This window comes from Grimontia celer, assembly GCF_900055185.1.
Classification (GTDB): Bacteria; Pseudomonadota; Gammaproteobacteria; order Enterobacterales; family Vibrionaceae; genus Enterovibrio; species Enterovibrio celer.
Genome location: NZ_FIZX01000002.1, coordinates 845,855 through 861,160 on the forward strand (window position 1 = coordinate 845,855; position 15,306 = coordinate 861,160).

Genomic DNA, 15,306 nt, shown 5'->3' on the forward strand with positions numbered 1-15,306 from the left:
ATTAATTTCCGCTTACTCCTGCCCATAAAGCTCCATCAAATAATGCCAGAACTTCTCCGCCTCGGGTTTAGAGCCGTGGCGGTTTCGGTAAAGCAAAATCCGAAGATCCAAGGTTGGAAAGGGTGCGTTTAATATCACCAACTGTTGGTTAGCAAGCTCCTCTTTAATCAGGCTAGATGGCAGCCAGGTGGCGCCAAAACCCTGCTTCGCCATCGCTTTCAAACCCTCTGCCATTTCATTTTCACAAACGATATCGAAACGGTATTGGCTCGGAATATTGGCAATGGCAGATTGCTTAATCAGGTTTCCAAGATAGGTTTCTGCAGGAAAGGCCAACAAACGGCAGGGCTTCCCTTCTTCAAAGCTGTGTATGGGGTAACCCTGATCGTTGGGTGCAGAAACAGGCACCAAGGTATCTGTTCCCACTTGAATGCACTGGCTGTTACGTTTGATTTGCGGGCTATCTAAGGCCTGTGAACCAAAAGTCAGCATAAAATCGCCAGAGCCCGCGAGAAACGATTCATTCAACGCATGGATATTGCCCGGTACCAGCTTTACCAACGTATCGCCAATCAAAGGGCTAAGTGTATGGATCCATGCTGGGAAGAAAGAAACTGCCGTGGAGTGCTGCGCCAGAAAGACTAATGAGCGGCCGCTTTTTTGGGTTTGCAATCGGGTACGAATGTCTTCCATTTCATGGCACAAACGCTGCGCCTCCTCAACAAAGCTCCTGCCTTCATCCGTCAATGTGGTGGGCAAACTGTCACGATTTACCAAGGCAACACCAAGCCAATTTTCTAATGATCGGATACGTCTGCTGAATGCGGGTTGTGTCACAAAACGAGCCTCTGCCGCTTTCGAGAAGCTCCCATAATCGTTGAGCGCAATAAAGTCTTTTATCCACTTTAATTCCATTGATACAGCCTCTTAGCTTCCTGCTAAATCGGTTATGCCGAAAAGTAACCGGTCACACTTCAATATAGGTATTGGCGCAAGTCAAAAACGTCTCACAGTCTGAAATGGCAACACATTTTTTATTTTTTCCGATTTATTAGGGACAACGACATGCACCTTTCACGCTTTCCTCGTTTGCGCTTTGCGCATCTACCTACACCGCTTGAGCCAATGAAGCGCCTTTCTGAAGCTTTGGGCGGGCCAACAATCTGGATTAAACGCGACGATTGTACTGGTCTGGCTGGCGGTGGTAATAAAACCCGCAAACTTGAATTCCTGATGGCAGATGCACTTGAACAAGGCGCTGACACCATCATCACCCAAGGCGCGACCCAAACTAACCATGGTCGTCAGACAGCAGCAATTGCAGCGAAATGTGGTTTGGAGTGCCACATCTTGCTGGAAGATCGCACCGCGTCTGAAGACCCGGATTACGTGCTCAACGGCAACGTGATGCTTGACCAACTGTTTGGCGCGTCACTCAGTAAATATCCAGGCGGCACAGACATGAATGCTGCGATGGAAGATGTTGCTGCGACACTGCGTGCCGAAGGCAAAAAACCTTACATCATCCCTGGCGGTGGCTCGAATGCGATAGGCGCATTGGGTTACGCCAACTGCGCGTTGGAGCTGGTTAACCAAGCCAATGACATGGGCCTGAGAATCGACCACCTTGTTCACGCGACGGGCTCTGCTGGTACACAGGCGGGCTTAGTCACTGGTCTTGTTGCTACTAACAGCCAGATCCCTTTGCTTGGTGTTGGCGTTCGTGTTCCTCAACCACAGCAAGAAGGGAATGTTTTCAAGTTGGCTGAAAAGACCTGCGATTTATTAGGTATCTCTGGCGCGGTTAAACGTGAAGACGTGCGTGCTAACTGTGATTACGTCGGAGATGGTTACGGCATTCCCGCCGAAAGCACTATGGAAGCGATAGAAATGTTTGCCCGTTACGAAGGTATTTTGCTGGACCCTGTTTATTCCGGCAAAGGCGCGGCGGGACTTATCGACCTTATCCGCAAAGGCGAATTCAAAGACTGCGACAATATTGTGTTCCTGCACACAGGCGGCGCTCAGGCATTGCCAGGCTATCGCGATGCCTTTGACTTTGAAAGCTATTGCTAAACCCTAGGGATTGAAGGGAGATAACGACATGGAATACCTCAAGCGCGCGAAGCGAGAATCAGAAGTGCAAACGGAAGATGAACGTATTCAGCAAGTGGTGAAGGAAATCCTTGCCCATATCCGCAGAGATGGCACTGCAGCCGTAGAGGAATATGCCAAGCAATTCGATAACTGGCAGGGAGATTTCATCCTGTCTGACGAAAAGAAAGCAGCGCTGATCGCGTCAGTTTCGCAGCAGGTGAAAGATGATATTGATTTCGCCCATCGTCAGGTGCGTCGTTTTGCTGAAGCGCAACGTGCCAGTTTGACGGAATTCGAAATCGAAACCGAGTCAGGCGTGAAACTGAGCCAGCGCGTTATTCCAGTCGATTGTGCTGGTTGTTACGTCCCCGGTGGACGTTACGCCCACGCCGCCTCCGCACTGATGAGTATTGCTACCGCGAAAGCGGCAGGTGTTCCAACCGTTATCGCTTGCTCTCCGCCGCGCGGGGACAGCATCAATCCTGCTGTGGTGTATGCCATGGATCTTGCTGGTGCAGACATCATCCTCGAAATGGGCGGTGTTCATGCTATCGCGACCATGGCATTTGGCTTATTCACCGGAAAACAGGCAGATATCCTCGTTGGTCCGGGAAATGCTTACGTCGCTGAGGCGAAGCGCTTGTTGTTCGGTGAAGTCGGGATTGATGTCTTTGCTGGCCCAACTGAATCGGCGGTGATTGCAGATGAATCGGCAGACGCAATGACGATTGCGGTGGATTTGGTTTCACAAGCTGAACATGGGCCTAATTCTCCAGTTTGGTTGTTTACCACCAGTAAAACGCTGGGCGAAAAGGTCATTGAACTCATGCCCAGTGTGATTGCAGATATGCCGAATGCTGATGTCTGCGAAGCCGCTTGGCGTGATTACGGCGTGGTAATTGCCTGTGACGATCGAGAAGAAGCAGCGCAAGTGAGCGATGAATGGGCATGTGAACACGTTCAGGTTCAGGCGGAAGATCTTGCCTGGTGGAAAGGGCGGCTTCGCAACTATGGTTCGCTGTTTCTTGGCGAAGGCAGCACAGTCACGCACGGCGACAAGTGCTCTGGCACCAACCATATCCTGCCAACCAAGAAAGCGGCGAGATACAGCGGTGGCCTGAATGTGCAGAAGTTCCTCAAAATCCTGACGACACAGGAATTGGATCGCGATGCCAGCCTGACATTCAGCACGGCAGGTTCGCGCATTTCCAGAACAGAAGGGATGGAAGGACACGCCCGCGCCTGTGACTGGCGGCTGACCAAGTATTTCCCTGATACGGACTGGGATTTCGAAGTCTACGACCAGAAGCGTTACGACTGATTGTCAGGCACTCACACGGATTGTGAAGGAAAGTACAATGAAGCGGTTTACCAAGCCCTTTACCCAGCAGTTACCTATTCCTGAATCTGCGATTTCAAGCGCAGTGGAAGTGATGCAGACAGGCCGTCTACATCGCTACAACACGCTGGATGGAGAGCGGAGTGAAGCAGATTTACTGGATATGCAGTTTGCCCAATACCTCGACATGAAGTATTGCCTGAGCTGCGCATCCGGTGGTTATGCCCTCTATGTTGCGCTGTTGTGTGCGGGAGTGAAATCCGGTGATGCGGTGCTTTGCAATGCCTTCACTTTGGCTCCTGTGCCCGGGGCAATTAATAACGCTGGCGGTAAACCAGTGTTGGTGGAAACGACTGATGACTTAACGATTGATATGGCAGACCTCGCTGATAAAGCTGCCATATCGGGTGCTCGTTTTCTCTTGCTATCACACATGCGGGGGCATTTGGTCGACATGGATGCCTTAATGGCATTGTGTGATGAAAAAGGCATTGTGGTTATCGAAGACTGCGCCCACACCATGGGGGCAAGTTGGAATGGCAAGAAGAGCGGAACATTTGGATTGGTTTCCTGCTTCAGCACTCAAACCTACAAACACATTAATTCCGGTGAGGGTGGCTTTCTGGTCACCAATGATGACGAGGTGATGGCAAAAGCGATTATCTATTCCGGCTCTTACATGCTCTTCGATCGTCATCCCACCTTACCGCCCATTGAAACCTTCAAAACGATTGCGACTGCTACACCCAATTACAGCGGAAGAATGGATAATCTCCGCGCTGCCATTCTTCGCCCACAACTTTCGTCTCTGGACAAACAGTGCGAACGATGGAATGCACTTTATGGCGCTTTCGAGTCCGCGCTGGCTGTGCTTCCCGGTATTCGCTTACCTGTTCGTCCTGAGGCGGAACACTTCGTCGGCAGTTCCATTCAGTTTGCATTCCCGCAGCTGACAAATGCCGATTTCCCAACGCTGATTCAGGAATGTGAGAAACGCGGCGTGACCATGAAATGGCTCGGCGATACATCACCTTCCGGATACAGCAGCAAGTATGACCATTGGGCTTATCTCGATTCGCCCGGTCAACTTTCCCAAACCGAACGGGTGTTGGGCGCGCTTTTGGACATGCGCATTCCACTCACGTTTGAAGAGTCTGATAGCACTTTAATCGCTGCAGTTATTTCAGAGGTGCTGGAAGAGCTCGGCTATCCCCATAAAAGCGCGTAGGCGCCAACTATTCACGGATGTAATCCAACAAAGAGGTAGAAGGATATGAAGTTCAACCAATTGGCAAAATATCTGGCGATTTCCTGTTTAGCACTGCCAGTGCTGGCGAGTGCAAAAACCATGAAAGTCGGGATGGGTGACCCGATTGAGTCTGACCAGGGGGCTTACGCGACACGTTTTAAAGAGCTGGTTGAGTACTACTCAAATGGCGATATTAAAGTCAAACTCTATCCGGGCGGTGCACTGGGCAGTGAAACCGAGATGGTGCAAAACGCACGTCTTGGTTCGCTGGATATGGCGCTGGTCGGAATCGGTAACGTCACACCATTTTCGAAAAAACTGGGTGCGTTAACTATGCCTTACCTCATCACCAACTCTTCCGATGCGGTGAAAATCACCACCGGAGAGCTGGGGGATTACTGGAACTCTTTGGCGAAAGATGAAGCGGGGATGAACATTCTGGGATGGACTTATTCCAACTTCCGCCACCTGACCAATTCCAAGCGCCCTGTGAAAAACATGGAGGACGTGAAAGGGCTGAAAATCCGTGTGCCGCAAAACTCCATCATGCTCAAATCTTGGGAAACCTTTGGTGCAAACCCTATCGCGATGGCTTGGACGGAGACCTTCACCGCACTACAACAGAAAGTGGTGGATGGTCAGGACAACCCTTATATCGTGAACAACACCATGAAGTTTTACGAAGTTCAGCCTTACTTGACTGAGGTTCATCACCAATACTCCTTGCAGCCACTACTGATTGGTAACCGCACCATGGGCAAACTGAATGAGGAGCAACAGGAAATTCTGCGCCGAGCAGGGTTGGAAGCGCAGCAATACGCACTCGTGTTCCAGATGACAGAAGCGGAAAACGCCAAGCAGAACATGATTGCTAACGGCGTAGAAGTCTTCACGCTGGAAGATGAAGACCAATGGATCAAACTGGCGAAAGAGAAAGTCTGGCCAGAGTTCTATGAAGATATCGGTGGCAAAGCAAGCTTCGATAACGTACTGAGTAAAATGCAGTAATGCTGAGTGTTGACGTCTCGGTGCACAGCGCGCCGAGTCGTCAACCCTTCTCACGCGCCTTTGGCGTGTACCGCTCAACAGAAGGATCTCAGTATGCGAAGTTTCCTGTTAAAGCTCGATAAGTTCGAAAGCTATGCCTGCCAGGCGTTGCTTTGTCTGTTTGTCACCTTGCTGTTTATTCAGGTAATCCTGCGCGTGGTATTCAACTACGGCATTCCTTGGAGCGAAGAGTTATCACGCTTTGCGTTCGTTTGGTTTGTGTTTCTTGGCGCGTCTTACGCAGCCAGGCTTTCCGCGCACAACCGGGTGACTTTCCATCTCAAATTGCTGCCGGAAAAGGTAAGAAATGGCATTGAACTCATTGCCGATGTGCTCTGGATAGCGTTCAACACGTTGATGACAGTAAAAAGCATCGAAGTGATAGAAAGCTTGATGGAATTCCCTTTCCTTTCTCCTGCACTGGATTGGTCGATGGCCTTTCTGTACCTCATCTTTCCTATCTCATTCACACTTACCTCTATCCGAATTGTGCAGGTGAATTACCTCAAGTTGGTAAAAGGCGTGAAGTTCAAAGATGTTGATGACATTGAGATGGAAGAAAACAAGATATAAGCGACACGGAGTGTTGCTTCAAACGAAAAGGAGCGTGCCATGGCGGCATCCCTCGTATTGTTCAGCTCGTTCTTTGGTCTTCTGCTGATTGGTGCGCCGATTGTTATCGCACTCGGCGGCTCAGCCATGCTGGTCTATCTGCTCTCCGGCGATGATTATGTTTCTCTGGTGCAGACTGCATGGAACGCAGTGGACTCCTTTCCAATTATGGCGCTGCCGGCATTCATTCTCTCTGGCGCGCTAATGCAGGCTTCCGGCATTTCACGCCGATTGGTTCACATCGCGGAGCTGTTGGCTGGGCCAATGGCGGGTGGTTTAGGGTTTTCAGCCATTCTCGCCAGTATGTTTTTTGGCGCGATCTCTGGCTCGGGTCCTGCAACGACGGCGGCTGTGGGTATGTTGATGATCCCTGCGCTTGCAGATAAAGGCTACAACAAAGGCTACGCAGCTGCGTTGACGGCGTCGTCTGGTGGATTAGGCGTGGTGATCCCTCCCAGTATTCCCATGGTGATTTATGGTGTGACAGCTAGCGAGTCGATAGGCGCACTGTTCATTGCAGGGGTGATCCCCGGCATGATGCTCGCAGGCGGTTTGATGATCGCCAACTACGTCATCAGTAAGAAAAACGGCTACGTAGGTGGCGACGATCATGAACCAGGAGAGTTACGGAAAGCCTGCATTGACGGCATCTGGTCAATTATGGCGCCACTGGTGATTCTAGGTGGGATTTATTCCGGCCTGTTTACGCCAACCGAAGCAGCAGTAGTTTCCGTGTTTTATACCTTATTTGTGGGTAAGTTCATCCACAAAGAGCTGACGCTGGATGGTCTGAAAGAATCACTGAGTTCAACCACCTGGCTGACAGGTCGCGTACTGATCATCATGTTTGCCGCTACCGCCTTTGGCCGCATTTTGGTGGAAAACGACACGCCAACCATGATTGCCAATGCACTGCTGTCAATGACTGATAGCCTCGCCTTAATTTGGCTAATCGTGATCCTGTTTCTCATTCTGATTGGCATGTTTATGGAAACGTTGGCGACCATCATGATCGTCACGCCAGTGCTGTTGCCCGTCATGGTGCAGCTCGGTGTTGACCCGATTCATTTCGGTGTGGTGTTGGTTTGTTGCTGCGAGATTGGATTCTCGACACCACCACTTGGCGAGAACATGTTTATCAGCTCAAGTATCGCGAAGGTGACGATAGAGGAAATATCCGTTAAAGCGTTGCCGTTTGTATTCATCGAAATACTGGTGGTCTTTCTGATGAGTTACTTCCCTGAAACTGTGCTTTGGTTACCGCGTTTAATGGGGTATTAACGGATGAATCAAAACGAGTTAACGGTAGGTATTCTCGGTGGTATGGGACCTGAAGCCACAGTGGATTTGATGCAGCGTGTGATAGCAGCAACGCCCGCCAATGATGATGCTGACCATATTAGAATGCTGGTGGATAACGACCCGAAAGTTCCTTCACGCATTAAAGCACTTATAGAAGGAACAGGGGAAAGTCCTGGCCCGTATATGGCAAAAATGGCGCAAGGGTTGGAAAGGGGAGGAGCCGACTTTCTGGTGATCCCCTGTAACACGGCCCACAAGTTTTATCCGGATGTGGAAAGTGCGGTGTCAGTTCCCGTATTGAATCTGCTGGAGCTCGCCGCAGCCAAAATTCATCAGAGTTATCCTGAGATCGAGAGAGTGGGGCTGTTGGCGTCTACAGCTGTTCAGTTGACGAATCTGTATGCTACAGCCATGGACAAGCAGGGGATTAAGCCTATCTTTCCTGATGATGATTTCCAACAGAATGTGATGACACTGATTAAAGCGGTGAAAGCAAAAAATCAGACTGAAAACATGATTGCCCAATTCAACGAAGCTGCTGAAAACCTCGAAGACCAAGGCGCAGGGTGTTTGCTGATCGCCTGCACCGAGCTCTCCGTTATCGCAGACTCCCTGAAATCCCATTTACCGATTTTTGATGCCGCCCAGATATTGGCCGACGAAATCGTTCTTCGGGTGAAAGGCTAAGAGCAGAAGTTTAGAAGCTATTCCAACCACCATTTCTTCACGCAGCACTTCGCTGCGTTTTTTATTCAAACTCTAAATTCGCAAATGTTGCAAAACATGATTAAATGTTATGTTATAACATTTCAGAAATGACGCATCACTGAAACATTGCAGATTTGGAAAGAGGTAAATTCTGATGGCTAAACTCCCTGTGACTGTGCTCTCGGGCTTTCTAGGTGCCGGAAAAACAACGGTGCTTAGCCATATTCTCAATAACCGTGAAGGGAAGAAGGTTGCGGTAATTGTGAATGACATGAGTGAAATCAACATTGATGCTTCCATGGTGAAGAATGAAGTTTCACTAAGTCATCAGGAAGAGAAGTTGGTGGAAATGAGCAACGGGTGCATCTGCTGCACCCTCCGCGAAGACCTACTGCTGGAAGTGAACAAGCTTTGCCAGGATGGAAAGTTTGATTATCTGGTGATTGAATCGACAGGGATTTCAGAACCCTTACCCGTCGCAGAAACCTTTACCTTTGCCGATGAAGACGGCGTGTCTCTTTCCGATGTTGCGACCTTAGATACCATGGTCACTGTCGTCGATGCAGTGAACTTCCTGAAAGATTATGACGAAGCAAAATACCTGATTGAAACTGGCGAGTCGCTCGGAGAAGAAGACGAGCGCAGCGTGGCTGATTTGCTGATTGATCAGGTGGAATTCTCTGATGTCATCTTGATAAGCAAAACGGACCTCGCTGAGCCTACCGACATTGAAAGGCTAACGGCCATCCTCAAAACCCTTAATACCCGCGCCCGAATCATTCCTATTTCGCATGGACAAGTGAATGTTGATGATGTGTTGAATACCGGATTGTTCGACTTTGAACATGCACAGCAAGCACCTGGTTGGCTTCAGGAAATGCGCGGTGAGCATGTACCTGAAACTGAGGAATACGGTATTGGCAGTTTTAGCTATGTTGCGCGCCGTCCTTTTAACCCAGAGAAGTTTTTTGAGTTTCTGCACAACACACGGGATTTTGGAAAACTGATCCGCTCGAAAGGATATTTCTGGTTGGCTTCCCGTCCTGAATTTGCTGGGCAATGGAGTCAGGCTGGAGGCATTGCCCACTATGGTTTTGCCGGTTTGTTTTGGAAAGCTGTTCCTGAGACTCATTGGCCGACCGAAGAAGAATACCTTTCGGCAATCCGCAAAAACTGGGTGGAGCCATTTGGTGATATGCGTCAAGAGTTGGTGTTTATCGGACAGGGACTCAATCAGGATGCGATGATACAGGCACTGGATGACTGCCTGTTATCTGAAGAAGAAATGCTGAGAGGTAAAGATTATTGGAAGAGCTTGAATGACCCATTCCCACAATGGGAAGCGACAGGTTGAAGCCTTCTTGGACAGGGGATAAAACGCTATGAATACAAAAACAAAAATACTCACGGAAGAAGAGATTCTGAAACAACCGGAATCTAAGTATATGGACGACGATCAGTTGGCGTTCTTCAAACAAAGATTGATCGACCTACATGACAGCACACTTGAAAGGATCAAATCGGCGAAAGAACAAATGGTCAGCCCGATGGATTTCAGCGACCCCAGTGACCGTGCCACTTGTGAGGAGCAGTCTGCATTGGCATTGCGAATTGTTGATAGAGAACAAAAGCTGCTTCCTAAAATCAAATTGTCGCTGGAACGTATTCGCTTGGAAACTTATGGATATTGTTTACAGACTGGAGAGCCGATTGGCATTCCTCGCTTACTTATTCGACCGACGGCGGAATATTGTGCAGATGTCAAAGCGATTCTTGAAATGAAAGAAACGCAATTTAAGGACTGATTATTACATAGAGGAAATAATCTGTTGCAGATATGGTGGATTATCAAATGTCAGCTTGAAATCTATACTCACCTCATCACTGAAAGAGGAGGTGAGTTATGGATGAGCAACGTGCCATCAACCTTTATTATTTCCTCAGATCCCAGAATGCACCGCAGTCTCAGATCAATGAGGTCGTGGAACGAATCAACCAATCTTACGGTATCAACCTAAGAAGCTTAGACACCCAGTACCGTAAGCAAAGAGGTTATTCACCCAATCGATATGATATCAACACCTATGGAACGGCAGGTTCGAGAACCATGAATCAAACCCGCCAAATGCAAAAGCCAGCACATTAGTGCTGGCTTTATTATTTATTCAGCTACCTTATATAAGGTGCTGCTATCAGTATGCGAGAAATCACTACCATAAATATTCAGAGCGGTATTTTGAGAATACGTAATCTTGTCATCTTCGATATTTATTGTCATGGTGAAACCAGTCGTGGTTGCATTTTCTGTCATGTAATTTGATTCGGCAATACCACGTACTGATGCTTTCAATGTCATTGTTTTACCCGCTACACCTTCTGCAGTTACGCAAGTCGTACGCGGAACACAAAAAGAGTTATAAACGATTTGGTTTTTCTGATCGTAAATAAAGTAGCCACGTTGGTCGTGGAACTTAGAGTCATCTGATTTACGGAAAACTTCCTGCTTATAGTAAAGAGCAACTAGACTTTGATCGCTCGCGTTAACGGCGTCGGCTGCCACTTCAAAAGTGATGGTTTCATAGAATGGCGTAACAGCAGGAGCGCCTTTACCTTGCTCGGTGCCCTCCTGAGCGGGTGCCACATCAACACCACCTGTTTCGACACTTTTCCAAGTACCGACAAGAGAGGCTAGAGGACCAAAGTCCATACCGTCGATAACATTATGGTCGGCAAATGCTGGCATTGCTACAGCAGAGGCAAGAACAAGCGTGCTCAATTTTTTCATTATTACTTCCTTTTCTAAGTTGGCTTTGGAAAAGGAATATAGGTATGTATCGCAAACTAATTTTGAGCTGGATCATTTTTAGTCGGAAACTGAGAACTTGAATGTATGAAAAGGTAAATTATATGAGAAATATTTTTTTAGTGTAATGATATATTAATATTGTGGGAATAACTATATTATCAATAATTTCCCTAATGATATTATCATGCATAGTGATTGAAAATATATATATTTATCTTTGATAGTCGCTATTTGTATATTTTAAGTAGTCAATGAAAAGCGCTGCCTAGCAGCGCCTTTTTTTAAACTGATAGCGAGTCTATTTCTGGTAGTGGCTAAGGAATATTGCAGCTGTATTTTCCGCCAAAGCCTTACCTTCTGTTTCACTCAATGGTTGGCATGCACCAATTAACTGCGGCCAGAATGCAGATCCTTTGATGAGGTTGTGTAACTGAGTTCGTGCAAGCTCCACATTTTCCATTCTCAATGTGCCGATTTTGTCTTGCTCAACCAGCCAAGCATGTAAGGCGGTATCTTCTTTCGACATACTCTTCATTTGCTCCTGCAGGGCTTCTGGCTGGAACAGGAAGTGACCAAAAGCCACTTTTGCCATGTCGAGGTATTCAGGTCGGGCAATGACTGCGATCTCTTGATAGAGCAGAGTAGAAAGCTGTTCAGACAGTGGCAGTTTCGACAGTTCTTCAAGGCACTCTGGCGTGATGGAGCTTTTCCAAAGCACTGAGAGGAGTTCCATGACCAGTGCTTCTTTAGACGGGAAATGATTGTAGACGGTTCGCTTGGAGACATTGGCGAGCGCAGCAAGCTTATCCATGCTGGTATTTTGCACGCCAAACTCCTGAAAAGCCTGACGTGCGGCCTCCAGAATGGCTTCACGTTTAACTTCGCTTCTGGTTTTTTTCTTCACTGTCATTGGGTTAGGTGCCAACTCAAAAATAACGCTGACTATTTTACACTAAGCGGTTTACTTTTCATCATTCTTTTGTAAACTACACCGAGTAGTTTACATTAAGTTTTATCAATCAACATGTGGTCGCTATGGAAAGAACCTTTTTAAAACGCACCTTACTGACGACACTAGGAGTGATTGCTATGAGTTCAACAATGCTGTCTTGTTCAAATACCGAAACACAGGAAACTCGTTACCCGGACAAATTCGTCAACAGCGATCCTGGGTTCAAACAACAAGGCAACCTGTTTGAAATCATTAAGGCTTACATCAAAGTTGAGCGTAAGAACCCAACGCCGACTTTTGATCTGCCTGTCCATACCATTACTGCAGAGCAGTTGATTGAGGAGCGTGAAGACGTGATGTATCGCCTTGGTCACTCGAGCGTACTCATGAAGCTTGATGGCAGCCTCATGATGGCAGATCCTGTGTTCAGCGATCGTGCTTCGCCGGTGCAATTTATGGGCCCTAAGCGCTTCCATCCAGCGCCGATTTCAATAGAAGATCTGCCAGAAATCGATGTGATTGTAATTAGCCACGATCACTACGATCACTTGGATAAGGCCTCTGTGAAAAAGCTGACCGACAAAACAGGTCTGTTTCTGGTGCCGCTTAAAGTTGGGCAGACGTTGAGAGAATGGGGCGTACCGGAAGAGAAGGTTGTTGAGTTGAACTGGTGGGAATCCAAAGTCGTTAATGGCATTGATTTCACCCTGACACCGACGCAGCACTTTTCGGGGCGAAGCCTCACTGACGGCAACTCAACGCTGTGGGGAAGCTGGGTAATCCGTTCACGCGAAAAGAATGTGTATTTCAGTGGTGACTCTGGCTATTTCGATGGCTTCAAAGAAATCGGTGAGAAATTTGGCCCGTTCGATCTCACCATGATTGAAACCGGTGCTTACAACACGCTGTGGTCGAACATTCACATGTTCCCAGAGCAAAGCGTTCAGGCTCACATCGATTTGCAGGGTAAGGTAATGTTGCCTATTCACAACAGTACCTTTGATCTGGCGATGCACGACTGGCAAGAACCGATGGCGAAAGCACTGGAAATCAGTAGTGAGCGCGGAGTGACCATGGTCAGCCCAGAGATTGGTCAGCGTTTGGCGATCGGTGATACGCTGCCAGTGGTTGAATGGTGGAATCAGAAATGAAGAAGACAATAGGGATCGCGGCGGCTTTGGCTGCCGCTGCCTTAGTCAGTATCCCAGCTTCTGCGTCGGTAAAAAACGATGTGGAATATCTCATCGAGCAGATGAAAAGCTCCGATTGCACTTTTGTAAGAAATGGCACTGAATACGACAATCTGCAGGCGGCCGAACACCTTCAGAATAAGTGGGAATATGCTGAAGATAGGGTCGCTTCGACCGAGATGTTTATTAACGAAGTGGCATCTAAAAGCTGGTTTACTGGCCGCGCGTATCAGGTTAAATGTGGCGAAGACACCCAAACCAGCCAACAATGGCTAACCGAGCGGTTAGCGGAAAAAGAAAAGTTAAATTAACGTCTATTGCCACCGAAAAGCTCAGAAAGATAAGCAGAAATCACACTGCTGAATATCCCGATAATCACTGCGACAGCAATAACCACCAAAAAGGTAATGACGGCAATAAAAATAGAGCCGATAAAAAGGCCAACTAACGGAAGAATCAAAAAGAAAACAAAAGCAATGACCAATGCGGCAACGATTAATGCGCCAGCTTGAAGCGCCAAGATGGCAACCGGGTTGGAGATTTCTTTCCCGTTAATAACCACTCTTCTGTTCATCTTTCCCCTCCTAAACGTAATGCCCACAGAATAGCATTTCGTTTCGCCCAGTTTTTCAGACCACTTAACAATCCTTGATTGAAAAACAACCAGTATGACGTGTTAGTCTGATAAAGCTTAAAAAATAATCACAAGTACAGCTGGGAGAAGGCATGAAATACACGGGAAGTTGTCACTGTGGGTCGGTGACGTTTGAATTTGAAGAGCAAGAAATTAAATCAGGGTTGCGTTGTAACTGTTCGGTGTGCCAGAAGAAAGGAGCATTGATGAGCGCGTTTACTGTGTCACCGGAAGCCATGAATATCAATGCGGCGGAAGGTGCACTGGCGACCTATTCATTCGGTAGCGGAACAGCGAAACATCACTTTTGTAGCCGCTGCGGGATTTACCCTTTCCACCAAACACTCAGAAAACCGGGACACTACCGGGTTAATCTTGGTTGTCTTGAAGGTGTCGATACGACCAAGCTGCCATTTGATGTTTTTGACGGCGCTTCGCTCTAGATTTAGTCGATCTATAGAAACTAGGAAGAAAAGCCTGACGACATTTTGCCGTCAGGCTTTTTTGATCAGAAGTGATAGGCGACCGTCGCGCCAACCAGCCATTGGTGTTCACTGTCAACGATAGGGGAGTCAGCAACTTCACTGCCTAAACCTGTGTATTGTGCAGATTGAGTCAGGTTCCAGTTCTCGCTGATAGGATAAATCAGCTTATAACCGACTTCATAAGCGACTGAGCTTTTGCCAGTGTATTGAGTTCGGTTGGCACGGGCTTCTTTTGGTTGCACACCGAAGTAGTAGTCCACAAAGTCTTTACTCTGGAACATCACCCCTGCGAAGGAAACCAAATCCGCATCGCCAATGGGAAAGATGTCGAAGTACCTCACGCCCGCCAGATAACCTTTGTAAGCGCCAGATATATCATGCTGGAAGTAGGTGGAAACCACGCCGGTACCAACTTGGAAATCAGCATTTAATCCAAGGTCGACACTGATGTCCCTGTCATCCATACCTTTCAGAAAATCCGAGGTATCGTCATCGTAACCGATCCCCGCACTGGTGAGATGCACACCAAGATTGACCAGATCGCCGTCGGTTCCATAAAAACGGTAGTTTGCACCACTGAAGTCGATGTTGAAGTCTTCACCGTGGTAGCCAAAGTTAAGGAGTGGAACGACAGAGTGATCTTGCTCTTTGTAGAGGTCGCTGGTGGCAGCTACGCCCGCCTCAGCAATCCAGGTGCTTTGTTTGGTATAGATATTACCGTTGAGAATATAAGTTTGATTCGCTGCCTGTACCGCAGGTGCAGCGGCGAGAATGGAAAAGAGTAATGCAGATTTATTCATGATTCTGTCCTTGTTTGTGCGCTTAATGAACACCGTACAAAACTCGGCTAACTGACAATAGAATCAATTTGTCATGGGTTTGTCA

18 protein-coding genes are annotated in these 15,306 nt (G+C 47.8%); 13 read left to right on the forward strand and 5 right to left on the reverse strand.

Annotated elements, in window-relative coordinates; translation table 11 throughout:
• Positions 1-12: 12 nt before the first annotated feature.
• Complete coding sequence (locus tag GCE9029_RS13960; RefSeq protein WP_062663935.1) at positions 13-915, reverse strand: LysR family transcriptional regulator; 903 nt, start codon at positions 913-915, stop codon at positions 13-15.
• A 150-nt stretch (positions 916-1,065) separates the two neighbouring features.
• On the opposite strand from GCE9029_RS13960, the gene cuyA reads away from it, so the two are divergent.
• The 10 genes from cuyA to GCE9029_RS14010 all read left to right on the forward strand — a co-directional run bounded on the left by cuyA (position 1,066) and on the right by GCE9029_RS14010 (position 10,500).
• On the forward strand, positions 1,066-2,076 hold the full coding sequence (gene cuyA, locus GCE9029_RS13965) for a D-cysteate sulfo-lyase (protein WP_062663938.1): 1,011 nt from the start codon (positions 1,066-1,068) through the stop codon (positions 2,074-2,076).
• 28 nt (positions 2,077-2,104) lie between these two features.
• A complete protein-coding gene (hisD, locus tag GCE9029_RS13970) occupies positions 2,105-3,418 on the forward strand; it encodes a histidinol dehydrogenase (RefSeq protein ID WP_062663940.1) in 1,314 nt (437 codons plus the stop codon).
• A gap of 37 nt (positions 3,419-3,455) precedes the next feature.
• Positions 3,456-4,664: a DegT/DnrJ/EryC1/StrS family aminotransferase gene (locus GCE9029_RS13975; RefSeq protein WP_062663942.1), complete on the forward strand. Its 1,209-nt coding sequence runs from the start codon at positions 3,456-3,458 to the stop codon at positions 4,662-4,664.
• Between the two features lie 45 nt (positions 4,665-4,709).
• Positions 4,710-5,693, forward strand: coding sequence for a TRAP transporter substrate-binding protein (locus GCE9029_RS13980; protein WP_062663945.1), 984 nt, complete (start codon positions 4,710-4,712; stop codon positions 5,691-5,693).
• A 93-nt stretch (positions 5,694-5,786) separates the two neighbouring features.
• Positions 5,787-6,305, forward strand: a complete 519-nt coding sequence (locus GCE9029_RS13985; RefSeq protein WP_062663947.1) for a TRAP transporter small permease — start codon at positions 5,787-5,789, stop codon at positions 6,303-6,305.
• 39 nt (positions 6,306-6,344) lie between these two features.
• Complete coding sequence (locus GCE9029_RS13990; RefSeq protein WP_062663949.1) at positions 6,345-7,625, forward strand: TRAP transporter large permease; 1,281 nt, start codon at positions 6,345-6,347, stop codon at positions 7,623-7,625.
• A 3-nt stretch (positions 7,626-7,628) separates the two neighbouring features.
• Entirely contained in the window at positions 7,629-8,333 is a 705-nt protein-coding gene (gene cuyB, locus GCE9029_RS13995; protein WP_062663951.1) for a cysteate racemase, read from the forward strand.
• A gap of 175 nt (positions 8,334-8,508) precedes the next feature.
• Positions 8,509-9,708: a zinc metallochaperone GTPase ZigA gene (gene zigA / locus GCE9029_RS14000; protein ID WP_062663952.1), complete on the forward strand. Its 1,200-nt coding sequence runs from the start codon at positions 8,509-8,511 to the stop codon at positions 9,706-9,708.
• A gap of 28 nt (positions 9,709-9,736) precedes the next feature.
• On the forward strand, positions 9,737-10,159 hold the full coding sequence (locus GCE9029_RS14005; protein WP_062663954.1) for a TraR/DksA family transcriptional regulator: 423 nt from the start codon (positions 9,737-9,739) through the stop codon (positions 10,157-10,159).
• A gap of 98 nt (positions 10,160-10,257) precedes the next feature.
• Positions 10,258-10,500 carry a hypothetical protein gene (locus tag GCE9029_RS14010; protein ID WP_002538849.1) on the forward strand — a complete coding sequence of 81 codons (243 nt, stop codon included), beginning with the start codon at positions 10,258-10,260 and terminating at the stop codon, positions 10,498-10,500.
• A 15-nt stretch (positions 10,501-10,515) separates the two neighbouring features.
• Here GCE9029_RS14010 and GCE9029_RS14015 read toward each other — a convergent pair whose 3' ends face one another.
• The gene (locus tag GCE9029_RS14015) at positions 10,516-11,139 is read right to left on the reverse strand and encodes a heme-binding beta-barrel domain-containing protein (RefSeq protein ID WP_062663956.1); all 624 of its coding nucleotides are present in this window, start codon (positions 11,137-11,139) and stop codon (positions 10,516-10,518) included.
• A gap of 319 nt (positions 11,140-11,458) precedes the next feature.
• Complete coding sequence (locus tag GCE9029_RS14020) at positions 11,459-12,070, reverse strand: TetR/AcrR family transcriptional regulator (protein WP_062663959.1); 612 nt, start codon at positions 12,068-12,070, stop codon at positions 11,459-11,461.
• Positions 12,071-12,249: 179 nt separating this feature from the next.
• Here GCE9029_RS14020 and GCE9029_RS14025 point away from each other — a divergent pair, with 179 nt between their 5' ends.
• Together GCE9029_RS14025 and GCE9029_RS14030 are read left to right on the forward strand one after the other, a co-directional pair.
• Positions 12,250-13,263 (forward strand): MBL fold metallo-hydrolase, encoded by a 1,014-nt coding sequence (locus GCE9029_RS14025; protein ID WP_062663961.1) that lies wholly within the window; start codon positions 12,250-12,252, stop codon positions 13,261-13,263.
• Positions 13,260-13,613: a DUF5329 family protein gene (locus GCE9029_RS14030; protein WP_197475366.1), complete on the forward strand. Its 354-nt coding sequence runs from the start codon at positions 13,260-13,262 to the stop codon at positions 13,611-13,613. Before GCE9029_RS14025 ends, GCE9029_RS14030 begins: the two co-directional genes overlap by 4 nt.
• Here the strand turns inward: GCE9029_RS14030 and GCE9029_RS14035 are convergent.
• Positions 13,610-13,876, reverse strand: coding sequence for a hypothetical protein (locus GCE9029_RS14035; RefSeq protein WP_062663965.1), 267 nt, complete (start codon positions 13,874-13,876; stop codon positions 13,610-13,612). The genes GCE9029_RS14030 and GCE9029_RS14035 overlap by 4 nt on opposite strands.
• 152 nt (positions 13,877-14,028) lie before the next feature.
• On the opposite strand from GCE9029_RS14035, the gene GCE9029_RS14040 reads away from it, so the two are divergent.
• The gene (locus GCE9029_RS14040; protein WP_062663967.1) at positions 14,029-14,379 is read left to right on the forward strand and encodes a GFA family protein; all 351 of its coding nucleotides are present in this window, start codon (positions 14,029-14,031) and stop codon (positions 14,377-14,379) included.
• A gap of 65 nt (positions 14,380-14,444) precedes the next feature.
• Here GCE9029_RS14040 and ompV read toward each other — a convergent pair whose 3' ends face one another.
• Positions 14,445-15,221, reverse strand: a complete 777-nt coding sequence (ompV, locus tag GCE9029_RS14045; RefSeq protein ID WP_062663969.1) for an outer membrane protein OmpV — start codon at positions 15,219-15,221, stop codon at positions 14,445-14,447.
• Positions 15,222-15,306 lie beyond the last annotated feature (85 nt).